The sequence below is a fragment of the Pseudoalteromonas sp. SWXJZ94C genome (assembly GCF_015864385.1).
GTDB lineage: Bacteria > Pseudomonadota > Gammaproteobacteria > Enterobacterales > Alteromonadaceae > Pseudoalteromonas.
In genome coordinates, this window is record NZ_JADYXF010000018.1 from 43,472 (window position 1) to 68,420 (window position 24,949).

Sequence of the window (24,949 nt, forward strand, 5' to 3'; positions counted from 1 at the left end):
CAGAGCCCTTTCAATTACGTCATAAAACACTCAAGGTGTTAAGTAAAAAACATAAATACCACCTGCTTTGAATTAGCTTTTTACAGCTACTCACAGTTTGAGCAAAATCTTACATCATCGGTTAATAATTTTTATGGTCTAACCGAATTTATGGATTATCGCGTAACTAACATGACCCAACAACTTAGTGGCGAGCTTCCATCGGCAGGCACAGGTAGTGGCTTTTGTGGTAACTCGTTCCGCCCATAGGTTTATTATAAATATATTTAGATAGTAAATTAATTAACAAAGAGCCATACAAACTGTATGGCTTTTTTGTTTTTAATTTTTCCACTTCAAATCCCAAAGTTTGATCTAATACAAAGTAAGCCTCGTCTGAACATGCAATTATGGGATTAGCAAATACTGCTAATATTTTACCCATAAGGGGACGCATAATGTCTAAAAAAACGATTTCTAAGTTTGATATTTCTGCAACCGCACCAGAGGGTTTTGAACACGAACCCGATGCAACTAAAGACTTTTGGCATAACACGCCTAAAGGCACACTGCCCCCTTATGATTTTATTTCGCCTTATGCCCGCCATAAAACCTTACCAACACCCGGAATAGAAAATCGTAGTGCGTGGATAGTCGGTGGCGGTATAGGTGGTCTTGCTGCGGCGTTTTATTTAATTCGTGATGCTCATATGCCTGCTGAAAACATCACTATTTTAGAAGAAATGAGTATTGAAGGTGGCTCAATGGATGGGCAAGGTAATCCTGAGGATGGGTATATTATTCGTGGTGGTCGTGAAATGAATTGGAACTACGATATTCTTTGGGACCTATTTCAAGATATACCCGCTGCTGAGCTTCCTGAAGGCTACTCGGTACTTGATGAATATAGATTAATCAACGACAACGACCCTAATTACTCAAAAGCACGCTTGATAAAAAGTTGTGGTGAAATTTTAGATGCTACCGACTTTGGATTAAATAAATCCCAGCAATGGGAATTAATTAAATTAATGCTAAAACGCAAAGAAACACTAGATGATATAACCATTGAAGAATATTTTAGCGCTGGCTTTTTAAAAAGTAACTTTTGGTTTTTATTTCGTACTATGTTTGCCTTTAAAAATTGCCATAGCCTGCTGGAAACAAAGCTATATTTGCATCGTTTTCTCGATTCTATAGATGGCTTTGGAGACATGTCTCTTTTAGTTTTTCCTAAATACAATCAATACGACACATTTATAAAGCCGCTATCGGATTATTTACGAAAAAAAGGGGTTAAATTTCAGTTTGATACCTGCGTACACGATCTTGATATGAACTTCACCGATGATAAAAAAACAGTCGCGGGTCTTCAAGCTATTACGAAAGGGCAAAAGCAATATATTGCAATAGAGCCAAAAGACTTAGTATTCGCTCTCAATGGTTCAATGACAGAACAAACCGCATACGGTGACATGGATACAGTGCCCGTTCTTACTTGCGAAAAAAATGATCCAGGTAAAAATAGCGGTTGGAACTTATGGAAAAACCTCGCTGAAAAATCACCTGTTTTTGGCAATCCTGAAAAGTTTTATGGGGATGTAGATAAATCTATCTGGGAGTCAGCAACGCTTACATGTAAACCATCACCCCTTGTTGATAAACTAAAAACGTTATCGGTTAACGACCCATATTCTGGTCGCTCAGTTACAGGTGGCATTATTACCATAACCGATTCTAATTGGTTACTAAGTGTTACGTGTAACAGGCAGCCTCACTACCCAGAGCAACCCGACGATATATTAGTACTGTGGGTTTACGGTTTATTAATGGATAAAAAAGGAAATAAAATAGAAAAAACAATGGCTGAATGTACAGGCAAGGAAATACTAACTGAACTTTGTTACCACCTTAATATTGAAGAGCAACTTGACGACATAGTTGCTAACACCAAAGTACGTACTGCTCTTATGCCGTATATTACAGCACAATTTATGCCGCGAGCTGCTGACGACAGACCTCGTCCAGTGCCACAAGGCTGTACTAATTTAGGTATGGTAGGTCAATTTGTTGAAACCCGTAATGATGTTATTTTCACGATGGAAACATCAATAAGAACAGCACGAATTGGTGTATATAAATTACTAAATATTCCAAAGCAAGTACCCGATATAAGCCCCACTCAATACGATATTCGTAATTTAATTAAAGGTGCACGTGCGCTTAATAGTGGTAAGCCATTTACTGGCGAACGATTACTACATCGCTTGCTCGATAAAACCTATTTTGCTCATATTTTGCCGCCACTCCCTGAAGCCGATAGCAAAAAGCAAACACATTTTGAAGAAGAGCTAAATGCACTTCTCGGAAAAGGGAATATCGTAATCCATAAGTTTACAAATTGGGTAGGCTCGATTAGAGATAACTTTTTACACAAAGAAGATAAATAGTAATAAAGCTTAAACTAAGTAAAACTATTTAGTTCTTGATAAACAATTTAGATTTGCACAAAAAATGGGGAAGCTAAAACTAGCTTCCCCATTAATTTAAATCATACAAATATTAAGCTGTAGATACGTTTTCGGCACCTGCATTTTCAAGCGCCTCTTTTATATCGTCCTTGTTGTCACTAGTGTATTTAACACCTAGGAGTATTGAGCCTTCCTTAATAGCATCTTCGTAGTACTTAATTTCGTGCTCTGGAATAAAGGCACCAATAATTGCCCCTACAGCTCCACCAGCGGCTGCACCGGCACCGCCTGCAGCGAGCGCAGCAACAAGTGGACCTGCAACTAAAAGCCCTGCACCACCGGTAGCTACAGCACCTACCGCTGTAAAGCCGCCAATAATTGCAGCAAGCACACCACCAGAAGCCGCACCTAAAATACCACCTTCGGCAGCTTTAGTACCTTCATCTACAGCAAAGTCATCTTTTGTATAAGAATCGTTTGCAACGATACTAATTTCTGAATCTTTTATACCTAACGCTTCTAATCTATAGATTGCTAATGTAGCTTTAGACGTATTGCCAAATAAACCTGTAATAACATTACTCATATCTTAATTCCTTTTCTTAGTTTAAACGTTGTGTTGCTAAACTAATAAAAGCAAATAACAAACCAAAAATAGTTTATTTATAAATAATTTAAAATTAAACCTAAAAAATCAGCAACTTGGAATGCTAAAAACAAAATGTTCAATAGCGATTTTTTATGTTTATAAAAATAAAAATTGAATTTATTACCAACTTAGATGTAAATAATTCTCAATTAATACTATATATCGGTATTTTTAAATTACTGAGCCATTTATGTGTTTTAACATTGAGCTAATATAGTAATAAATAACATATAAAACATAGCCATATATATTCTCTATAAATTAAACTTAACTCCAAATTTAATAGTTCTACGTAATGTGTTTTTCTCTACATAAAACATATTTTATATCTTGCTATCGCAGTGTTTCGCTCATATAGTCAGCAAATTATCACACCTTTATTTTGAACATTTTTGTTTATGAAATCTTCTGCTCCTGCTAGCGTTTTTGGTACCTTATTAGGTTATGCACCTGGTAATGTTGCTGTGTATTCATCTGATTATGATACGGCTGATGAAAGCATTTATCCTAACCGAAGTGCCTACCGTAGCTACCTTGACGGCATTTACATGGGCTATAAATGGCAATGCGTTGAATTTGCTCGTCGGTGGATGTACCTCAATCATGGTTATATTTTTGATGATATAGCCATGGCTTACGATATTTTTGAGCTGCGTTCAGTGCGCGATGTAAATAGCCAAAGCAGACTACCGCTAAACGCTTTTAGAAATGGTGCTAAACATCACCCTCAAGTAGGTAGCTTACTTATTTGGGAGGAAGGCGGCGAGTTTGAAGAAACAGGTCATGTTGCTGTCGTTGTTGAAGTACATGAGGATAAAATACGGCTTGCTGAGCAAAATGTAGGACATCAAATATGGCCAAAAGATCAAAGCTGGTGTCGTGAGCTAAAAGCAAAAGTAACTAAAGATGGCGACTATTGGATTGAGTGCTCTTACAGCGACGCCACTATTTTAGGCTGGATGACACAAACAGATAAAACCGAATATGCTGAGCCAACGTCTGAGCTAAACACTGACTTATTTACTATAGAAGCACATAAAGCAGCAGATACAGGGCAAGCAAAAAAGTCATGGTTAAATATTGCCAATGACGATGAAGCTGCTTACGTAGAAATGATGCAAGGTCATAAACTTACATCCGTAGATGAGGATCAGCATAATTACTTTGCAATATCTCAAACGGCGCAGCAAACTATTGAGCATGCTACAAATGAGCTACATGGCTTATTTATGCACGCTACCGATTACGTATTGCAGCACCCTGAGTTATTAAAAAAGTTTAATTTACCCGATGTTGTGCTTAATAAAATTCGTCAATCGTGGGATAACCGCTTAAACCAATTAATTACCAGCCGGTTTGACTTTGCCTTAACAACAGCAGGTTTAAAAGTTTACGAATACAATTGCGATTCAGCGTCGTGCTATATGGAAAGCGGCAAGGTTCAAGGTAAATGGGCAAAACACTTTGGTGTTAAAACAGGTGTAGATGCAGGTCAAAATTTATTTAAAGACCTCGTAAAAGCATGGCGTAAAAGTGAAGTAAAAGGCCTTGTTCATATTTTACAAGACGATGAACCAGAAGAACATTACCACGCATTATTTATGAAAGAAGCTATTGAAGCCGCAGGCTTTGAATGTAAATTAGTTATAGGTTTAAGTTCACTTAGCTGGAATGAATCTGGCAACATAGTAGATGAAGACGGCTCACAGCTGAGCTATGTGTGGAAAACCTGGTCTTGGGAAACTGCGCTTGATCAAATTCGTGAGGAATGCGAAGCTGATCAATTACTAACTGATAACTTTGAACCACAATTTCAAGCTGGTGAAACACCGCGCCTAGTAGATGTACTGCTGCGTAAAAACGTGATGGTATTTGAACCACTGTGGACATTAATCCCAAGTAATAAGGCCATTTTACCAATACTTTGGAGCTTGTTCCCTAATCATAAGTATTTACTTAATACCGCGTTTGAACTTAACGACGAGTTATTACAAACCGGTTATGTAGTTAAACCAATAGTAGGACGTTGTGGTGCTAATATTCAACTTGTTGATGAACATCAGCAAGTTATAGAAAAAACAGCTGGGCACTTTGCCGAGCAAGACCAGATATACCAACAACTATTTGCACTGCCTAAAGTAGATGACTACTTTGTACAAATATGTAGCTTTACGGCTGCTGGTAAATACTCTGGTGGTGGCGTACGCGTTGATAAAAGTATGATCATAAACGGTCATAGCGATTGCATGGCACTGCGTATTAAATAATGAGTAACACTAAGCTCGCAATATCGTCGCGGGCTTGTACTTATTAACTTCATTAAATACAAAAAAATTAAGGTTTTTCATGGCAAATCAATTCAATGTACTCGATACACGTTTAAAATTATGTTGCGGAAATGGTGGATATACACGTGAAGGATTTTGTTATGTGCCAGAGTCAGATCTTGGTAATCATAGTGTATGTGCAATTATGACTGACGAATTTTTACAATTTTCAAAATCACAGGGGAATGATTTAATAAGCCCTAACCCTCTTTACGATTTTGAAGGTTTAAAAGCCGGTGATAAATGGTGCTTGTGTGCAGTAAGATGGCTACATGCTACTACTGCTAACGCCGCGCCACCGGTGGTACTTGAAGCAACAAATAAAAAATCGTTAGAAATAGTCTCGCTCGAACTCTTAAAAGCGCATGAATATATAGCCAAAGTTTAAATACACCTAAGCTGTAATTAAAATAAAGTCTGCATATTTTACAAATGCATGCAGGCTTTTCAAAAATAAAAGTTAATCCTACCTGCAAAAAACCAAGATCAAACATAATACATTGTTTTAAAACAACTTTAAATAAATCTCACTTTCGGCATAACTGTTGCTTCATTAAGTTTAAGTCAAGCTCATAATGCAATATACGCATACATGAGCAACACATTACTTAAGCAGGAGAAATTATGAGTAACACTAACGAATCAAGTAAAACAGCTAAATTTACCGCGCCAGGTATGAGTGACGAATCAGCTCAAAAAACAATAGCTACACTCGAGAACCGTATGGTTGCACTACTCGATTTACAGCTTACTTTAAAACATATTCACTGGAACGTGGTTGGTCCTAACTTCATTGGTGTACATGAAATGATAGACCCGCAGGTTGAAATCGTACGTGAAATGACAGACACCATTGCAGAACGAATCGCTACACTTGGCGGGATACCTGTTGGTACACCAAAATCAATAGTAGATCGCCGCACATGGGGAGAATACTCAATAGGTAGAGGCTTAGTAACAGAGCACTTAGGCGCACTCGATAAAGTGTATAACGGCATTAATGCAGATCACCGTAAAGCTATCGACACTCTTTCAGAGTTAGACCCTGTTTCAGAAGACATGATCACCAGCCAATTAGCTGACTTAGAGCAATTTCAGTGGTTTATTCGAGCGCATATTGAATCGTCAACCGGTGAACTAAAAAAATAAGTGAATTTTCATAAAAATTAAGTGTATCTGTGCTTACTAAAATGGCTTTCTTTTGAAAAATACACTTAAAATTTTAAAGACCTCGTACCACCAATACGAGGTTTTTTATTGCCTTAACTCAAATACCCAATAATATATATTGAGATATAGAACAGCCAGCCCACCAAAAACAACCCTTAATAACTACAACAACAAAAATAAACAACCCTAAAAGACTGCTTTAATTTACACTATATTAATACTTTGCTAGATTTGAACCTGAATTAGAAACTAAACTATCAAGGTATAATATGAAAATAATTTCTTGTAAATCAATTATTGTCAGTTCTTTACTTGCTCTAAGCGCAACGGCTACAGCAGGTAGCTTTAACGATATTAGTTGGACATTAGAAAACGAAGATAATCTTCCTGAAACGGATGCAAGTGGTTGTGCTCTAAAACCAAGTACATCAACGTCAACAAGCAAGACATTCAAGTTTGGTTTAACTGATGATTCTAATTGCATTGATGGAAAACAAAGAGATGAATTTAAATATCAACGTAGAACAGGATATAACAGGCTCACTGGTTATTTTACAATAGATGGTAACTATTCTGATTTTAATAAAATGGGCGTAGCACAAACCCACGATCATTCTACAAGTGATACCGGTGTTTTCAGTATTTACCAAGCAAGAAAAGAAAATGGCTCGTATATATTTGGTGTTCAAGGAGATAGCAACTATTCAAATAATGGTTGGAGTGATCATCCTCAAGTTAAAATATCACTTGATACTCGTTACAAACTAATCATTAAAACCAATGGTCTTTCTAACGGTAATTCTTATGAAGATGCGAACCTTTATCTTGATGATGTTAAAATTTGGTCTAGTTCTATAGAGGTTGGTGGCGAGGAAAAACAATATAAAAAAATAGGTGCCTATCAGCTTACAGGTGGCGAAGGTGAGTTCCATGTTAAGTGGGATTCTGTAAAACTTTACACGGGTAAATAACCAATAAAATTTAAATAGAACCTCCACATTAAAAATGTAGGAGGTTTTTTTAAAATTAAAAGGCACAAATAACACTAACTTTTCTAAAAACGCTATTTTTCTAGTAAGCAGATGACCTCCCTGACAACGTTAAAATAGCCCATATGAAACAACACATCTATGATTTCACCTTGCAGTTACCCCCCTACTGTCGTAGTAATAGATCACTAATTCAATGAAAAAGGTATAACTTAATTAAAAGCTAAAGTTTTATATTTAATTACTTATTTTCAAGTTAATGATATGACGCCGCGTTTAAATCTCTAAAATGAAAATTTAATACGTACTTTATTACCTTATTATTTTTTCATCACCCACTCACAAAAAACGGTTAACCAATACCGTATAAAAAAACAAAAATAAAACCATAACCATCTTACCAATGCAGATAAAAACAAAAAAAATCAACAAATAAGTAATTTATATTTTCTCATTTTTTCTAACAAATGCAGTGCTACATGCTTGGTAAGTAAACACCTCTTTTTTGTATCACCCATATGTAATAAAGCACTCTCCTATCTAAAATAATGGATTATTTACCAATTAAAACCATATATTTCCCATATAAATAAGATTAATTCTATCTGTTTTTTAGAATCTAAAATGAGTAAATAACGATAATAAACCTATAAACCAACATTAAATTCAATTTTTTTACTACGATTACAAAATAATTAAAGAACATAACTTGTTAAATTTATTAACTATAAATCCACATTAGACCAAAGTTGTAATACCAAATTCACATTATTGGTAAACAAAGCTTGATATCAAACCTTAATTGAACTAATTTTAACCACACTTTCTGTATGACAACAAACAGAGAACACAAAGCTAAATTGGTAAACCAACACTCACTAACAACACACAATTACCCAACTGGGAGAGATACATGGAACTCAATCGAATTACTTCCTCACTAATAAATAAACAACAAAAAAACAACTCTAAATTAATGGGTGCAGCTGCATTATTATTAATGACTTCGTCAGCTTTAGCTGCGCAAGAAGCGCAAAACACGACTGAAACATCTGACAGTGACATTGAAGTTATTGAAGTTAGAGGCATGTTAGGAAGTATGAAGGCTGCAGCAATGCTTAAACGCACCGACGGTCGTATTGTTGATGCTATTGTTGCTGAAGATATAGGAAAACTCCCAGATAACAATATTGCTGAAGCGCTGCAACGCATTACTGGTGTGTCTATTAATACCGATTTTGGCGTAGGTGATAGCGTTTCTATTCGTGGTTTACCGCAAAACCGTGTTGAGTTAAATGGTCGCTCTACTATTGGTGACTCTCGTGATGGTATTAGCTTACAAGATTACCCATCAAGCTTCTTAAAAACGGTAGAAGTTGTTAAATCACCTACTGCCGATATGATTGAAGGCGCATTAGGTGGAACTGTTAGTTTAAAAACTGTTCGTCCATTAGAATTAGAAAAACTAACGGCAGCAATGTCATTAGATGGCGAATACGCCGATAAAACAGAAAAAGTAGCACCGATTTTTAGCGGTTCACTTGGTAACAACTGGGACTTTGACGAAATGGGTACCTTTGGTGCCATTGCTATGTTTTCGTATCAAGATCGTGAAATTCGCCAAGATGAAACGTCTAGCCGTGTTAAACCTCAAGACATCGAAATTAACGGTCAAGAAGGTAACACACCAAGCGGTAACGCAATCGTAAGAGATGAGCACAGTGTTGAGCAATACGTAGAAAAACGTGAGCGTACAGCTGTAAACTTGTCACTTCAATGGGCACCACAGTCAGGTAATGGCATGGTATACCTTGATTTAAGCGGAACTAAGCGCTCGGGTGAGCAAACTGGTAACTCTATTTTAGGTGTAGCTGGTTCATTATCAACAGATGCAAACACCACACAAGACGCTAACGGCGTAAACAACTACACACTAACTAACGAATTTGGTATTCCTAAAACATACAGTGACTTTCGTGAAACTGACTCGTTTTCAAATGCACTTGGTGCAGAATGGAACCTTACAGATAGCATTAAAATTTCTGGTGAAATTGCTGTTGCGTCATCAGAAAGCGTAAGACCTGATTCTGAGTTTACCTTACGCCCAATCGAAAAATCAACATTCGAAGCAAGTGGCGGCGTTGATTTAGTAAACCATTTATATGATGGTGCATTTTCTCAAGACGGTAATAAATTACCAAGCATCATACACTCAGATCCAAATGCATTTACTGACCCACAAAACTTAGCACTACGTACGTTTAAAAGTGAAGATAGAAGAACTGACAACGAAGAAACGGCCGTTCGTTTTGATGTTGAAATGTTTGAACCTATCAGCAGCTTAAGCTGGGTATCTAAAGTTAAAGCAGGTGTACGTGTTACTAACCGTGATTACGAATACGAGCAATACAAAGTAGAAATTAAAGATATTTACAAAAATGCATTTAACGACTCAGATGGTTCATTAGCTACATTATGGGTTGATGACTTCAATGCTGCATTTCCAAATAGCTTTACAACAGTTAGCCACGACAACTCTTTTGACCAATTAGGTCACACAGGACAAAACGACTTACTAACATTTTTAAGTTATAACGGTTTATCTAATCCAGCAAATACTTATGCTCAACTTCAGCAGTTACTAGCAGGCACTAACCTAGCATCAACAGGTAGCCTTTCTGATAACCAAGAGTTTCAAGAAAGTGCATACCGTAACGTAGTTGAAGATACAGCGGCTGTGTATGTGTCGGCTTACTTAGACTTTGATAATGTTACTGCAATTATTGGTGGTCGTTATGTAACGACAGACCTAGAATCAAGCGTATTTCTTAATGGCGAAAAAGTAACAGGCGATAACGACTACAGCGACTTTTTACCAAGCTTAAACGTTACTTATAACTACTCAGACGAAACATTATTTCGCTTTGCTGCTGCAAAAGTTATGCGTCGAGCTGACTTTAGCGAGCTAAGCCCAGCATTTGACGTTAATAACGACATTACGGGTGCTACTCAAGGCTCTATCGATTTAGAACCTTACCGTGCAACACAATACGACTTATCTGTAGAGCATTACTTTGATGAAGGTAACGTAATATCTTTCGCTGTATTTTATAAAGATGTTAAATCCTTCTTAAGTAACGAAAGTAGCTGTCAGGCTGCATCAAGCACGGCTGCTGGTCAAAACGTAACTCAGTGGAACCAAGTATGTCAGCTTGATACAGCGGGCGTATCGCAAGATAACCTAGTTTACTCAGATGCAACAGACTTCCCTGTAGATGCAGATGGTTTTAATCATGTTTCTGATTTACGTGATGCTGGTTTAACAGGCATCGACACCGTTAAAAATGTAAACGGTGAAAATGGCTCTGTTCAAGGTTTTGAAGTTGGTTACCAACAATTCTTTACAAGCTTACCTGGTGCATTTTCGGGCTTAGGTATTAATGCAAACTACACGTATGCAGACAGTGAACAGCCGAACGGAAACCCACTATTAGATATTTCTGAAAATACGTATAACTTACAAGTATTTTGGGAATACGAAGGTTTCTCTACCCGCCTAGCTTATAACTACCGCGATGGCTTCTTAGATACTGAAAACGAAAAACGCGTAGAAAACATTAACTCAACAGGCGGTATTTCAGAAGATGGCACTGTTTACGGTAATAACTACCGTGATGACAGAGGCCAGTTAGACTTCTCTGCAAGTTGGGACATAAACGAAAACTTTACGCTAGTAGGTAATGCAACAAACTTAACAGGTGAACCTTCAATCTACCTATCTGAACTAGGTGGCGCTTGGAAGTACACTGAAGCGGATCGTCGTTATAGCTTCGGCATTCGCGCTAAATTTTAATTTTCCCTGAAAGCTAAAGCCTGCTTTTATGCAGGCTTTTTTACGTCTATAGAAAAGTAAATTTAGATGATACAAACCTTATTAAAAACATGATTATTCTACCGAGTTAAATAACTCTCCATCGCTATAGTAAATAACTAATTCAATGCAGTGGGTATTACGTAAAAAATACTCTCCTCTAGCTATACTTATTTTAATATTAAATTTACTATCAAAGCGTTATTACTATTAACAGGGAATTGGAAGTGCTGTCGCGTTTATATAATTTTATGCCGGGTTTAAATACATTGCTCCATTATGAGCGACAATGGTTTGCCGATGATGTTAGAGCCGCACTGTCGGTAGCCGCAGTTGCCTTACCCGTTGCAATTGCATATGCGCAGCTAACCGGAGTTAACGCCGCTGTAGGGTTATATTCTTGCATACTCCCTATGTTGGTATATGCACTTTTTGGTACTTCAAAACAATTAATAGTAGGTCCTGATGCAGCTACCTGCGCAGTTATTGCAGCCGTAGTTACGCCACTTGCGGCGGGTGACAGCTTTAAGCATTGGCAACTTGTTGTAACCATGACCGCCATGACCGGCTTTTGGTGCTTTATAGCCAGTAAATTTAAACTAGGTGTATTAGCCGACTTTTTATCTAAACCAATTTTAATGGGCTTATTAAACGGTGTAGCAATTACTATTATTGTTGGTCAGTTCTCTAAAGTATTTGGTTTTACCTTTGATGAACGCTACTTGCTTGAACGCCTAGGCGGAGTACCCACATACCTATCACAAACACACATTCCAACATTATTAATGGCGCTACTTACCTTTGCTGTTTATTTTGCCATGAAACGCATAAAACCTACGTGGCCGTCGTCTATGTTCGCCATTGCATTTGGTGCACTGTTAGTGTGGATTTTTGATTTAAAACAACTAGATATAAAAACCATTGGTACCGTAACAGGCGGGCTTCCTGTTTTTAATACCCCTGTTTTTGATTTAGGTATTATTCGCGAGCTAGTTGTACCTGCACTTAACTTAGCCATCGTTAGCTTTGTAAGTATGATGCTAACCGCTCGCAGCTTTGCCGCTAAAAATGGCTACGACATAGACGCCGATAAAGAATTTAGAGCATTAGGCATTGCCAATATAGCCTCAGCACTTTCGCAAGGTTTTGCTGTAAGTGGCGCCGACTCGCGTACCGCAGTTAACGATGCCACAGGCGGAAAAACGCAGTTAGTATCAATAATCGCGGCAACAATTATTGCTGTAATAGCTATATTTTTAACTGCTCCGCTTGAATTTATTCCAAGTGCGGCACTGGGTGTTGTACTTATTATTGCCTCTGTACACTTACTCGATTTAAAAGCCGTTTGGCAATTAAAACGAAAAGATAAACAGGCATTTTATCTCGCCTCAGCCACCTTACTTGCGGTGTTATTTATTGGCGTTATACCAGGGATCACACTTGCTGTGTTACTTGGGTTATTTCAGTTTATTCGCACTGTTATGCGCCCAACCGACAACATATTAGGCGTAGATGTTAATGGTGTAGTAAGAAGCTTAGACGCCACAGATAAAGCAAAATCGGTGCAAGGCGTCTTTATCTATCGCTTTAACTCACCTTTAACTTACTTTAATGCCAGCTACTTTAAACGCAGATTACTAGAACAATACGCCAGGCAAAAAGACGACACTCAATGCGTAATAATTGACGCTGTGCCCTGCTTTACTCACTTAGATTTAAGCGTAATGGCAATGCTTGCCGATCTAGATGTTATATTTAAAAAGCGCGATATAAGGCTTGAGCTTGCAGGCAGGAAACGTCAGCTGCTGTCATGGTTTGAAATCGCCGGTATGAAGTCAGGAACAGAGGGTATATACATTCACTCAGACCTATACATAGCCTTAAAAAGAAATAGCGTAAGTCAGCATACTAAAGTGGTTAACTTGTTCGAATCTAGTATAAATAGTGAATGTTTAGAGAAGTAGTTTCCCCTTTATAAATTTACTTCTGAGTTAATTAGCTAATAACATAAGTAATAAGCATAGGCTCCTAGTGCAGGAGTCTATGCTTTTCAGCCTAGTTTATAATCCTCTATTTAGATTTTTTATATAGAGTTACTAGGTTTCGACCATTATTTTTAGAGTCATATAAAGCCTCATCAGCTAGGCGAAGAGGCTCTTCAATATCAACCTGCCCTTCATCTAACATTGCAACCCCGGCACTTATAGCGAGCTCTATAGTCGTGTTTTCAAATTGAAAACGACTAGTTTTAATTTTTTCGCGAATTTTATCTGCTAAATGAAAACAATCGTCTTCATTCATATCGGGTAGTAACATTACAAATTCTTCGCCGCCAAAGCGAGCTACGCAATCAGCTGTACGGCAACTTTCTTTAAGGATATTAGAAACATGCTGAATAGCTAAATCACCAGCAGCATGACCATACGTGTCATTAATGCGTTTAAATAAATCAATATCAAAAATAACTACACCAAGTTTTTGTTTATGACTACGGCTCGCTATTATGGCTTTGGTTGCGTGCACATTAAATGAGCGTCGGTTTAATAACCCCGTTAAATGATCAAAGCTAGCATCGTATTGTAATTTATAAGCAAATTTACTAATTCGATCAACCATAGGACGAAAAACTAAAAATGCTTCAATTAAAATAGTTAATATAATAATGCCCAAAACTACATTTTGTGCAAATCGCAGCTCATTCACTTTATCAATACTTTCTTTCTCGTATTGCATTACAACCATATTTAAAGCATTTAATAAAGGCTCTTTAGCCATTGCTAAAAAGCCTGTTTTTATATTTTCATATCCTTGTTGATCACCTGGTTTTAAAGTTAATGCAGCTTCAACTTGCTTAGTAAAAAGCTTTAACTTGCCATCAACATTTTGCGGCTCTTTAAAATACATATTTTGTAGAGTTACAGATAGCGTCAGTGCTTCTTTGTCTTTTAATGCTTTGTAATAATCGCTCAATAGATTTTGATGATTTATTTGCATTTTATTTAAAGAAGCCAAAGCTAAAAATTTGGCTTCTGGTGTACCTAAAGTTAAATACTCAACAGCAAATAAACTTACTCGCTGCGATAGCATTCTTTGCTCTCCACTTACATTAACCACTTTACCTGTTGTACTTTGCTCAGCAATAACGTGATCTAACATAAAATGTACAACAATAGACAACATCGCAATAACGGATAAAGAAATTACATACGTATAAGTAAGTACTTTTCTTGGATTATTAATTTCAATATGAGTTGGTTTTTTTGTCATTTTTTTGCAGCACCATAATTATTATTTTGAGGCTACAAAGTGCAACCATTAATTCAATTCTAAATAGTATTGACTGTAAAATCTAAGTTAAGTGACTAATTCCCCTTATAATACGTAATTAATTTAGAGCGACTGTAAATAGGCTTAAAAAAGCAATTCTTTAGTCTTGAATATTTAAGTGAATTTGTTTGTTATTAAATATTTTAATATTAAAGCGATAATTAAATTGAAGAATTAGAGGTCGTATTATCCCTAAGTAAGAAATAATAAACGCTATGATTTTAGGAGAGGAAGTTAGCTTTTTAATTGTTAGTAGGTCAGATAAAACCTGACCTACTTTTATAACGTATTTAATAACGCCCTAAAAATTATACTTTAGGGTAGTTTGAAGGGAAAAACGCTTTTTTAGCGTCTTCATCAAAATCTTTTTTAAATGCTACATCAGTACCAATTACACGTGCACGTGCAACCGCTGGGCGGCTATCAATACTTTCAAACCAACGCTTAAGATTAGGGTACGGTGCTAAGCCCTCTTCACCTAATACAACCGGTGCTTTATCAATCCAGCCCCAGGCTGAAACATCAGCAATTGTATACGTATCACCTACAATAAAATCGCGACCTTCAAGGTGCGCATCAAGCACTTCGTAATGGCGCTGCGCTTCACGTAAATAACGGTTAACCGCGTAATCAAGCCCTGCTGGCGCCATGTGTCTAAAATGCACAGACTGTCCTGAATACGGACCTAAACCCGATGCGATAAACATTAACCATGACAGCATTTCAGCACGATCTTCTGCCTTACCTGCTAACTTTCCGTATTTTTCAGAAAGGTACATTAAAATAGCGTTCGAATCGAATACACGAGTTTCACCATCAACTATTGCAGGTGCTTTAGCATTTGGATTAATTGCTTTAAATTCAGGTGTATGTTGCTCACCTTTTAAAGTATCAAGAGGAACAAGCTCAAATGGTAGACCTGTTTCTTCTAAAAAAAGTGCAACCTTCATTGGGTTAGGAGTGTGGTGAAAATAAAATTTAATCATGTAATATTCCTCAATAATTGAATAACGATTAAAGCACAGCTTGAGCAATCGTTCAAATTAAGTTTTCAATAAGTTAAATATGGAGTTAAAACGTGATTTAATTGTGAGTGTTTCGTGATACTTCATTCGTAAATATCATTTAGGCTGAATGCAATATCAGCCTTTGCGAGAAGTAACATGCCTTTTAAAGCACTATCCCGTCCATTATCTATAGCGTTAACTGGGTTAATAATTTTTTGCTCTCAAAGCCAAGCAGCAGAGCAAATAACTATTTCGAGTACAGCTAATCAAACTACCTTTTTAGAACTTTATACATCACAAGGCTGCAGTAGTTGCCCACCAGCTGAAAAGTGGATTTCAAAATTTACAGACGATGAAAAACTATGGACTGATTTAATCCCAATTAATTTTCATGTTACTTACTGGGATTACTTAGGATGGAAAGACCCGTTTGCTTCAGCCGTTTTTAGTAAAAGGCAACGTACTTATAAAGCACTCGGCAAAAGCCGTATTGTAGCAACTCCAGGCTTTATGGTTGACGGCAGCGGCTGGCAAGGTTGGTTTTATAAGCAAGCAATACCTAAATCTAAAACCCCATATTTAGGTAATTTACAAGCGACTATAAACAACTCAGAAATAGATGTTGAGTACGATGCAACTAATACCGAACACGCTAGTAACCAAAATTTAGTCGCACATGTTGCGCTTTTAGGTTTTGGTATAGAAACGCAAATACACGCAGGCGAGAATGTAGGTAACAAGTTAAAACACGAATTTGTTGTTATTGGTTATCAGCAAAACAGCATGTCAGCTAATCATAAATTAGCTGCTGCTAACTTAACATTACCACACGCTGTTGATGTATCACCGACTAAACAAGCCTTAGTGTTTTGGGTATCTAAAAAAGATGACCCTACCCCACTACAAGTAGCAGCCGATTGGCTTTAGTATTAAAAATAGCAAGGTCACTCATAATAAATAGCAGTATGAGTGACTAAGTTACTTTTTCTTGACTAAAATACCATTTTTATAAAAGCAGTTTTTATCTTCAGCATTATATTTATCGTATTCGCTGTAAGTACACGTGAATGTTTTTGGATCAGCTCCTAGCACTTTATTTGCTTTCCAATATACATTTTTAGCGTCTTTAATTGCTTCATGATGCGAGATTACTTCTATACTACTTATATCAATATCAGAAATTTTATGATGTTCAAAATAAACATTTTTTCCATCATGTCCAAATAAAGAAAATGAGTCTAAAAGCTCAAAACACTGAGCATTAACACCTTCTAGTTCATTTTTTTGATAGTACATATTTTTTCCATCTGTTGCATAATCACCATAATCATTCAATAAATGAAATGTTTTCGCCTCTGCATTTTTAAGTATTAATCCATCATAAAAAACGCATTCTGAATCCTTGCTAAAACAAGGATTACTTAATAATTCAAACTCGGCTGCTTGAGCATTAGCTATTTGTTTAGTAACAAGAAAAACCTTTCCATCAACAATTAAATAACTACTACCTACTATTTTTAAACTATCGATATTTTTATATTCAATTGAGTCTAACCAAGTAATAAATTCTATTTAACTTAAATAATTAAAACATTTTTACACACTGTAAATCAAAGTATTTACCTAGAGCTGCTAGCCAGCTTTAGTAGCCAATAAAAAGGTATACATATCAATTTTTTAATGGGATGTTAAGCCACAACTTTTATGTTAATTACACCATAAATCCACTCTAAAACGACTTATTTATGTGTATAGACCCCATAACTTTAGGTTATAGGAGGGGGCTTTTTTGTCAATTGTCATATTTAGTCTTTTTGTGCAATCTATGAACGCACAAAACTATAAATATAACGATTAAAAGAAAGTACAACAGGGGAATAAAATGAATCCGCTATACAAATCTAAGTATCAATTAAATAAAATAACTTTGTGTTTAGTATCTGCGTTAGGTATCACGACACTACCTACTGTAGCAGAACAAAACAGCCAAAATGAACTTGATGAAACAGCAATTCCAAGTCGAACCGCTACTAAAAAAGTAAAAGATAAAGACGTTGAAATTATTAGCATTGTAGGCTCAATGATTAAAGGAGCTACAATTACCGGCGCGTTACCTGTCTCTATTATTGATTCGAAAGATATTGATGCCATTGGCGCAACATCTGGTAGTGAATTATTTGCTTCGATTCCTAGCAACGGCACTGTTAGTTTTAATGGTAATGATGTTGTTAGCGGGGTTTATGCATCAAGGGGAGATGTTGCATCTATTAATTTACGCAGTATTGGCACAGGTAACACGCTTGTATTATTAAATGGCCGTCGTTTAGTACAGCACCCAGGATCGCAAACCGAAAACTCTGTTCCGGTCACAACCGTTAATATGAACTCAATACCAGTAATGGGCATTGGAGCAGTTGAAGTGCTGCATGACGGTGCAGCAGCTATTTATGGCTCTGACGCCGTTGCAGGCGTTGTAAATACACAAATGCGTAAAGATTACAGTGGCTACCGATTTGATATGCAATATGGTCAAGCCGAAAATACCAGCAGAGAAAAGCTTAATCTAAATGCTTTAGCTGGCTGGGATTTAAATGATGGAATGACCAATGTAACCGCAACTGCAAATTACTACTATGGCTCAGAAGTCATGGCATCAGAAAATGATCGTTCGGCTAACTCCGATCTTCGTCCATTTATTGAAGGCACGAGTTGGCAAGGCGATTCTAATTTTCGTAACTCATCAACAACAACACCTTGGGGACGTTTTGATGCAAGCGAATCAGTGGATGGTTTAACAAGTTCCGCAGGTCGTTTTCATGTAGAAGGCGCAGACTCCGCTGATAGTGACCAGCAATGTGTTTTATCAAATGGATTATGTGTCGATAGCGGAAGTATTAGTAGCGATACCCAAGGATACAATACCAACTCAAGCCGAACTTTGATCCCCGAAACCGAACGTATAAATACATTTGTATTTATTAACCACGATTTAGGCAATAACACCGAGCTTTATAGTGAACTTGGTTATTACCGTGCTGAGTCAAACTCGCAGCGAGGCGAAACAGCAACTCTTACTTCTGCCCCAGTTACTATTTCGAGCTCGGCTTACTGGAACCCTTTAGGCTCTGGCGCTAATCAATTATCTGGTTATGCAATACCAAATGAAGGTTTAGATGTAACTATAGATGCCTATCGCGTAGTTGATGCTGGTACACGACAAATTAATGTAAAAAACACGTCATACCGATTTTTAGGTGGAGCTCGCGGAGATATAGCAGATTGGAGCTGGGACACCGCAGCTTTGTATTCAGCAGCAAAAACCGTTGATAGTACAGACAACCGTATAAGTTTAAGCTTGTTTCAAGATAGCGTAAATAAACAAGATAGTTCAGCCTATAACCCATTTTGTAATGCTCTTTGTAACTCTCAAGAAACAATTAATGGCTTTTTAATCGACACCTCACGAACTGGCGAAACAGAATTAGGGTTAGTTGATTTTAAAGTATCAACACCTTCTTTATTTTCTCTTCCTGGCGGTGATGTTGGATTAGCATTGGGTGCTGAATGGCGCTATGAAAACTTTGAAAACAAATATGACGATAGACTAAACGGAACAACCACATACACTGATAGCGTAACCGATATGACTTATGGCTCCGATGTAATGGGCTCAAGCGGTCAGCCTAATGCGAGTGGTTCACGTAATGTATCTTCTGCCTTTATTGAATTAGCCGGCTCTTTAATTAGCCCCGATATGGACATTCCTTTAGTTGATAAACTTGATTTTCAATTAGCAGGACGTTTTGAGCAATACAGTGATGTAGGCAGTGTTTTTAAACCAAAAGTAGTTTTAAGTTGGTACCCAGTAAAAAGCTTACAAATTAGAGGCTCTTACTCTGAAGGCTTTAGAGCACCAAACTTAGAGCAACTTCATACAGCTAGCACTACTCGGGTAAATTACCCAACAGATTACTACCGTTGCCAAGCGCAAATTAATAAAGGGGAGCTTAGTAACTTAAGTGAATGTAGCAGCAGCGATAGTGTTTCTAATATTCGTTATGGAAACTCAAATTTAAAACCAGAAAATGATTATAACTACGGGTTAGGTTTAGTTTACAGCCCAGATATGATCGACAACCTTACCTTTACAGCTGATTTTTGGCGTATAGAACAAGAAGATTTAATAGGCATTCGCTCAAATCAAAATATTGCTGATTTAGACTATTACTATCGTTTAAATGGCAGTAGTAATAGTAACGTTGTTCGTTCTGAAGCGACTGTCGATGATATTGCATTTTTTAGTGGTTCGGGTCTTGCCGCCGTTGGCGATATGAGTGAAGTTATTGGTTTATTTGAAAACCTTGATTCTCGTGTTACAGAAGGCTTAGACTTAAGCGTTAACTATCGCATTAATGATACTCAGTTTGGCGATTTTGATTTTAAATTAAACGCAGCAAAACTACTTAAAGCCTATCAAAGTATCGATGAAGAATCGGCTAAATTAATGGAGCTAGGGCTTGCTTTAGAAGATGTAGGTAACTTAATACAAATGGATGGACGACCAGAGTGGCAAGCTTCAAGCACTCTTTCTTGGGGTTATAACAACTGGGGTGCTGGATTATACGGCAAATATGTTGGTGACTTTTATGACACCAGTGCTGTACACAACGACACCGGTGAGTTTTGGCATGTGGGTAGCTGGGTAACGTTTAGTCTTTATGGTCAATATACCTATGATTCGGGCGCATTAGAGGGCACTCGTGTTCGTATTGGTATGCGTAATATGTTCGATAAAGAACCTCCTTTAGCAGACGAAACATATGGTTACGAAGCCAGTTTACATGACATTGAAGGTCGCTACCTTTATGCTAGTTTAAGCATGAGCTTTGATTAAATTTTCATAACTGAGCAACTTAGGTTGCTCTTCTTTTTACCGTATAAGCAGGAACAAGTAATGCCAATAACTAAAATAACGGCACTCGTAGCAATTATAGCCACCCTTGTGGGGTGCACTCACGAGAACACGCCCATTGATATGATAATTACCGGGAACACTATTTATCAAGGTTCAAATAAAGCGCCTATTCAAGGCGTTATTGGTATTGATAAAGGTAAAATAATTTTCATTAAGGAGCAATTACCGACTAATTTACAAGCCAAAACAATTATTGATGCAAATAATATGATTGTAGCCCCTGGCTTTATTGACCCGCACACTCATGCATGTAATGACTTTGTTGATAACACCACGCCTAACTTAAATGCTAATTACACAACACAAGGAGTCAGCACTGTATTTTGTAATGTAGATGGGGGCGGCAATATTGATGTAGCAAACACTTTTACTGAATATGAAAATCAAGGTATTGGAACAAATGTTGCGTTGTACATTGGTCATGGCTCAGTACGAAAAGCAGTAATGGGACGTAGTAATCGCCCACCTACTGATATCGAATTAGCTAAAATGAAAAGCTTAATTGAAAAAGCAATGCAGGCAGGTGCTCTCGGTTTATCTACCGGTCTTTATTATGTACCTGGCAACTACGCAACAACAGCAGAAGTAATTGAGCTTGCAAAAGTAGCTGCTCGTTATAATGGCGTTTACGACAGCCATATTCGTGATGAAAGCTCTTATAGCGTTGGCTTACTAGGCGCGATTGAAGAGGTAATTACCATTGGCGAAAAAGCAAAACTACCCGTTCATGTCGCTCATATTAAATCCTTAGGTGTTGACGTGTGGGGAGAGAGCAAAGCGGTTATCGAATTGATTAAAAATGCACAAGATAGAGGCATTGACGTAACCGCAGATCAATACCCATGGCGAGCGTCGGGCACCAGTATTGCGGGTAGTTTAATGCCTCGTGAAATTTTAGCTGGTGATAAAAGTGAATACTTAGCCCGCGTAAAAGACGAAGCCCAATGGCCAGAACTTAAAATAGCTATGCAAGAAAACTTACGCCGCAGAGGCGGTGCTGATTCGTTATTAATTAGTGACCCTACCCTTGCAAAGCTACGTGGTAAAACCTTAGCTGAAATTGCCACCATGTGGGAATTATCGCCTATTGATGCAGCACGAAAAATTGTTATTGATGGTAACGCCAGAGTTGCTAGTTTTAATATGTCAGAGCAAGATATTAAAGCATATATGGTACAACCTTGGGTAATGACCTCATCTGATGGTAGCCCAGGTCATCCTCGAAAATACGCTACATTTCCAAAAAAGTACCATGAATTTGTAAAACAAAAACAGTGGCTAACACTCAATGAGTTTATTAACAGTAGTAGTTCATTAACAGCTAAAGCATTTGGTTTAAAAGACCGTGGAGAGCTTAAAGTAGGTTATGCTGCTGATATTGTAGTTTTTGATGAAAATAAGTTCATACCAAAAGCTGATTACATCCACCCAGAAGAATTAAGTGAAGGTGTACAGTGGATGGTTATAAATGGTGAGCTCGCTATTTCACAAGGCAAGCTTACTAATAATCTTGCGGGTCAAGCAATCCGCCAGCACCAAGTAGCCAAGGTAAGCCAGTAATGAAACATCTTTTTTTATATCTCAAATTTATTGTTGTATGTGCCGCCTCCTTTTTTGCAATAAACATACATGCAGCTCCTCAAGCTGATACTATTTTTGACCCATCTGTAGTATTCGATCCTTCAATTGAAACACCAGATACTTTTTTAGGTCACCGCCTTGGCGATCAAATGGTTCGTAACGATCGTATGATCGATTACTTCAAGTATTTAGCATCTAAGTCAGATCGTATTAAATATGAAGTAATTGCATACAGTAACGAACAACGACCTATATTAACCCTTACAATTACCTCCACTGAAAACCAAAAAAACTTAGAGCAACTGCGTACTCAGCACATTGATTTACAACAAGGCGCTAAATTACCTATAGCTAATATGCCTGTTGTTAGTTGGATCAATTTTGGTGTTCATGGAGGGGAAGTTAGCTCAACTGATTCTGCAATACCAATCGCTTATCACTTAGCAGCAGCGCAAGGCGATAAAATAGATAAGCTATTAAATAATAGCGTTATTTTATTAACAGCAAGTATGAACCCAGACGGTAATAGCCGCGAAGCATCTTGGAATTTAAGATATTCTTCGAACGTAAATATAACAGATCCTAATCATGCATTACATGGATCGCCATGGCCATCGGGTAGGACTAATCATTACTGGTTTGATTTAAATCGCCAGTGGATGTTACAACAACAACCAGAGCCAATTGGTTGGGTAAGCAAGTTTCATCAATGGCGACCTAATATCGTTGCTGACTTTCATGAAATGCGCTCGTATAAATCATTTTATTTTCATCCTGGAGCGCCAGATCGCGTCCATCCCCTAATTAATAAACAAGCAATGGACTTATTAAGTGAAGTAGTACAAGGACCACGAGACTTTATGGATAGTGAAGCTCGCTTGTATTTTAATGAAGAAGCGTACGATAATTTTTATTTAGGAAAAGGCGCAACTTACCCTCATTTATATGGCAGTTTAGGTATATTGTTTGAGCAAGCTAGTTCGGCGGGCTTGTTATCAACACCACGCGGTATTTTATCGTTTAGAGACAATATTCGTACTTATTACCACGTGGGTTTAGCATTACTAAATAACGCTGTTGATAAAAAAACCGATCTGCTTACCTTTCAACAAGGTTTTGCTAAACAAGCACAAGAAATGGCAGATGACGATAAAGTTAAAGCCTATGTATTTACTGCACCTGAAGACCCTGCTCGCATGTTTCACTTTTTACAGTTGCTAGATCGTAATAAAATTAACGTAAAACCGTTACTAAAAGATTTAAAAGTAAATGGCAAACTGTTTAAAGCGCAAGAGTCCTACATAGCCGAAACAAATCAAACGAGCTACCGTATGATCAAGGGCTTATTTGCAAACGTTACAAAATTTAAAAACAATACTTTTTATGATGTTTCAGGTTGGACAATGCCGCTTGCTTTCGGGATTAAATATAATCCACTAACAAGAGAAAGCTACAAAGCTGGCGATATAACTACACCCATCTTCCCAACTCAATCTACAGTACCAAAAGCACAAGTAGCGTATGTATTTGAGTGGAGCAACTACTATGCTCCTAAAGTTTTATACCAATTGTTAGCCCATGGATATCGTCCTCGTATCGCAAACAGTGAATTTAAAGCCCAAACAGATAAAGGTGTAAAAACCTTCAAGCGTGGCAGTGTTGTTGTGTCTATTGGTTGGCAAGGCGGTTTAGATAGCAGTAAGTTAAATAGTTTGATGAACGATGCTGCAAAACAAGATGGCGTACCTGTATACACGTTAAATAGTGCCCATACACAAAGTATTGGTATGGACTTAGGTAGTAACAATATTGAGCCGGTTTATTTACCTAAGGTATTGCTCGTAATTGGTCCGGGTATGTCGCAGTATCAAGCTGGTGAAGCATGGCACTTACTTGATAAACGCATGAATATACCGGTTGTATTATTAGAAAAAAGTCGCTTAAACAGCGTTAAATTATCAAACTACACACATATAATAATGGCTGATGGTAAGTATTCAGATATAACCCCTGCACTTAGCGACAAAGTAACCAACTGGGTTAAATCAGGCGGCACATTTGTCGGCATTGGAGATGGCGCTAAATGGGCAGGTAAAACATTACTTAAGCTCAACACCGTTAAAATAAATAAAGGTCATGGTTTGGATAAACCTCGAATTGACTACGCGGATAAATCAAAACTAGAGGCGCAAGATGTTATTGGTGGTGCAGTAATGGCCGGCGATCTCGATATAACCCATCCTTTAGGTTACGGCTATACGCGACGAGAAATAGCAAGCCATCGCAGTGGTTTACTCGCTTTCGAACCGCCTAAAAACCCTTACGCAACAATAGTAAAAATAGCCAAGCAACCCCTGTTAACTGGTTTTGCATCACCAGAAAACCAACTGCAACTTGCAGAAAAAGCAATGCTTGTTGCACAAAGATTAGGTCAAGGTAGTGTTATTGTATTTAGTGATGACCCTAATTTTAGGGGCTATTTTTACGGTACCGAAAAACTATTTATGAACAGCTTGTTTTTTTCAACGTTGTTTTCTCATCCTCGCTCATTAGCAGCCGAGTAAAATAGAAGCCTCACAAATATGTGAGGCTTTTTTGTGGCT

At 37.4% G+C, this 24,949-nt stretch carries 15 protein-coding genes; 11 read left to right on the plus strand and 4 right to left on the minus strand.

All coding sequences use genetic code 11. The features are described from left to right. Nucleotides 1-437 precede the first annotated feature (437 nt). Nucleotides 438-2,429, plus strand: coding sequence for an oleate hydratase (locus I6F65_RS09545; RefSeq protein ID WP_197112629.1), 1,992 nt, complete (start codon nucleotides 438-440; stop codon nucleotides 2,427-2,429). Between the two features lie 112 nt (nucleotides 2,430-2,541). Here the strand turns inward: I6F65_RS09545 and I6F65_RS09550 are convergent, their stop codons facing one another. Further along, the gene (locus I6F65_RS09550) at nucleotides 2,542-3,036 is read right to left on the minus strand and encodes a hypothetical protein (RefSeq protein ID WP_197112631.1); all 495 of its coding nucleotides are present in this window, start codon (nucleotides 3,034-3,036) and stop codon (nucleotides 2,542-2,544) included. 461 nt (nucleotides 3,037-3,497) lie between these two features. On the opposite strand from I6F65_RS09550, the gene gss reads away from it, so the two are divergent. The 6 genes from gss to I6F65_RS09580 all read left to right on the plus strand — a co-directional run bounded on the left by gss (nucleotide 3,498) and on the right by I6F65_RS09580 (nucleotide 13,420). Then, the gene (gene gss / locus I6F65_RS09555; protein ID WP_197112633.1) at nucleotides 3,498-5,366 is read left to right on the plus strand and encodes a bifunctional glutathionylspermidine amidase/synthase; all 1,869 of its coding nucleotides are present in this window, start codon (nucleotides 3,498-3,500) and stop codon (nucleotides 5,364-5,366) included. A 79-nt stretch (nucleotides 5,367-5,445) separates the two neighbouring features. Next, the gene (locus I6F65_RS09560; protein WP_024611760.1) at nucleotides 5,446-5,814 is read left to right on the plus strand and encodes a DUF2237 family protein; all 369 of its coding nucleotides are present in this window, start codon (nucleotides 5,446-5,448) and stop codon (nucleotides 5,812-5,814) included. 236 nt (nucleotides 5,815-6,050) lie between these two features. Then, a complete protein-coding gene (gene dps, locus I6F65_RS09565; protein ID WP_024611759.1) occupies nucleotides 6,051-6,575 on the plus strand; it encodes a DNA starvation/stationary phase protection protein Dps in 525 nt (174 codons plus the stop codon). Nucleotides 6,576-6,865: 290 nt separating this feature from the next. Further along, nucleotides 6,866-7,567 (plus strand): hypothetical protein, encoded by a 702-nt coding sequence (locus tag I6F65_RS09570; RefSeq protein WP_024611758.1) that lies wholly within the window; start codon nucleotides 6,866-6,868, stop codon nucleotides 7,565-7,567. A gap of 931 nt (nucleotides 7,568-8,498) precedes the next feature. After that, nucleotides 8,499-11,438, plus strand: coding sequence for a TonB-dependent receptor (locus tag I6F65_RS09575; protein ID WP_197112635.1), 2,940 nt, complete (start codon nucleotides 8,499-8,501; stop codon nucleotides 11,436-11,438). Nucleotides 11,439-11,683: 245 nt separating this feature from the next. After that, on the plus strand, nucleotides 11,684-13,420 hold the full coding sequence (locus I6F65_RS09580) for a SulP family inorganic anion transporter (protein ID WP_197112637.1): 1,737 nt from the start codon (nucleotides 11,684-11,686) through the stop codon (nucleotides 13,418-13,420). Nucleotides 13,421-13,526: 106 nt separating this feature from the next. On the opposite strand, the gene I6F65_RS09585 is transcribed toward I6F65_RS09580, so the two are convergent. Together I6F65_RS09585 and I6F65_RS09590 are read right to left on the minus strand one after the other, a co-directional pair. After that, a complete protein-coding gene (locus I6F65_RS09585; protein WP_024611756.1) occupies nucleotides 13,527-14,723 on the minus strand; it encodes a diguanylate cyclase in 1,197 nt (398 codons plus the stop codon). A gap of 368 nt (nucleotides 14,724-15,091) precedes the next feature. Beyond that, nucleotides 15,092-15,769 carry a glutathione S-transferase family protein gene (locus I6F65_RS09590; RefSeq protein WP_197112639.1) on the minus strand — a complete coding sequence of 226 codons (678 nt, stop codon included), beginning with the start codon at nucleotides 15,767-15,769 and terminating at the stop codon, nucleotides 15,092-15,094. Nucleotides 15,770-15,946: 177 nt separating this feature from the next. Here I6F65_RS09590 and I6F65_RS09595 point away from each other — a divergent pair, with 177 nt between their 5' ends. Beyond that, nucleotides 15,947-16,717: a DUF1223 domain-containing protein gene (locus I6F65_RS09595; protein ID WP_197112641.1), complete on the plus strand. Its 771-nt coding sequence runs from the start codon at nucleotides 15,947-15,949 to the stop codon at nucleotides 16,715-16,717. 51 nt (nucleotides 16,718-16,768) lie between these two features. On the opposite strand, the gene I6F65_RS21785 is transcribed toward I6F65_RS09595, so the two are convergent. Further along, nucleotides 16,769-17,362: a DKNYY domain-containing protein gene (locus I6F65_RS21785; protein ID WP_197112672.1), complete on the minus strand. Its 594-nt coding sequence runs from the start codon at nucleotides 17,360-17,362 to the stop codon at nucleotides 16,769-16,771. Between the two features lie 310 nt (nucleotides 17,363-17,672). On the opposite strand from I6F65_RS21785, the gene I6F65_RS09605 reads away from it, so the two are divergent. The 3 genes from I6F65_RS09605 to I6F65_RS09615 are packed head-to-tail and all read left to right on the plus strand — an operon-like array spanning nucleotide 17,673 to nucleotide 24,910. Then, nucleotides 17,673-20,684, plus strand: coding sequence for a TonB-dependent receptor (locus tag I6F65_RS09605; protein ID WP_197112643.1), 3,012 nt, complete (start codon nucleotides 17,673-17,675; stop codon nucleotides 20,682-20,684). Between the two features lie 60 nt (nucleotides 20,685-20,744). Continuing rightward, nucleotides 20,745-22,325, plus strand: a complete 1,581-nt coding sequence (locus I6F65_RS09610; RefSeq protein WP_166111683.1) for an amidohydrolase family protein — start codon at nucleotides 20,745-20,747, stop codon at nucleotides 22,323-22,325. After that, on the plus strand, nucleotides 22,325-24,910 hold the full coding sequence (locus I6F65_RS09615) for a M14 family zinc carboxypeptidase (protein WP_166111686.1): 2,586 nt from the start codon (nucleotides 22,325-22,327) through the stop codon (nucleotides 24,908-24,910). The genes I6F65_RS09610 and I6F65_RS09615 overlap by 1 nt, the downstream gene beginning before the upstream one ends. Nucleotides 24,911-24,949: the final 39 nt, after the last annotated feature.

Excerpts from the sequence above, each read along its gene's own strand:
- I6F65_RS09545 (WP_197112629.1), top strand. The coding sequence starts at position 438 with ATGTCTAAAAAAACGATTTCTAAGTTTGATATTTCTGCAACCGCACCA.
- gss (WP_197112633.1), top strand. The coding sequence starts at position 3,498 with ATGAAATCTTCTGCTCCTGCTAGCGTTTTTGGTACCTTATTAGGTTAT.
- I6F65_RS09570 (WP_024611758.1), top strand. The coding sequence starts at position 6,866 with ATGAAAATAATTTCTTGTAAATCAATTATTGTCAGTTCTTTACTTGCT.
- I6F65_RS09560 (WP_024611760.1), top strand. The coding sequence starts at position 5,446 with ATGGCAAATCAATTCAATGTACTCGATACACGTTTAAAATTATGTTGC.
- I6F65_RS09575 (WP_197112635.1), top strand. The coding sequence starts at position 8,499 with ATGGAACTCAATCGAATTACTTCCTCACTAATAAATAAACAACAAAAA.
- I6F65_RS09610 (WP_166111683.1), top strand. The coding sequence starts at position 20,745 with ATGCCAATAACTAAAATAACGGCACTCGTAGCAATTATAGCCACCCTT.
- I6F65_RS09595 (WP_197112641.1), top strand. The coding sequence starts at position 15,947 with ATGCCTTTTAAAGCACTATCCCGTCCATTATCTATAGCGTTAACTGGG.
- I6F65_RS09590 (WP_197112639.1), bottom strand. The coding sequence starts at position 15,769 with ATGATTAAATTTTATTTTCACCACACTCCTAACCCAATGAAGGTTGCA.
- I6F65_RS09615 (WP_166111686.1), top strand. The coding sequence starts at position 22,325 with ATGAAACATCTTTTTTTATATCTCAAATTTATTGTTGTATGTGCCGCC.
- I6F65_RS09550 (WP_197112631.1), bottom strand. The coding sequence starts at position 3,036 with ATGAGTAATGTTATTACAGGTTTATTTGGCAATACGTCTAAAGCTACA.
- I6F65_RS09605 (WP_197112643.1), top strand. The coding sequence starts at position 17,673 with ATGAATCCGCTATACAAATCTAAGTATCAATTAAATAAAATAACTTTG.
- I6F65_RS09585 (WP_024611756.1), bottom strand. The coding sequence starts at position 14,723 with ATGACAAAAAAACCAACTCATATTGAAATTAATAATCCAAGAAAAGTA.
- dps (WP_024611759.1), top strand. The coding sequence starts at position 6,051 with ATGAGTAACACTAACGAATCAAGTAAAACAGCTAAATTTACCGCGCCA.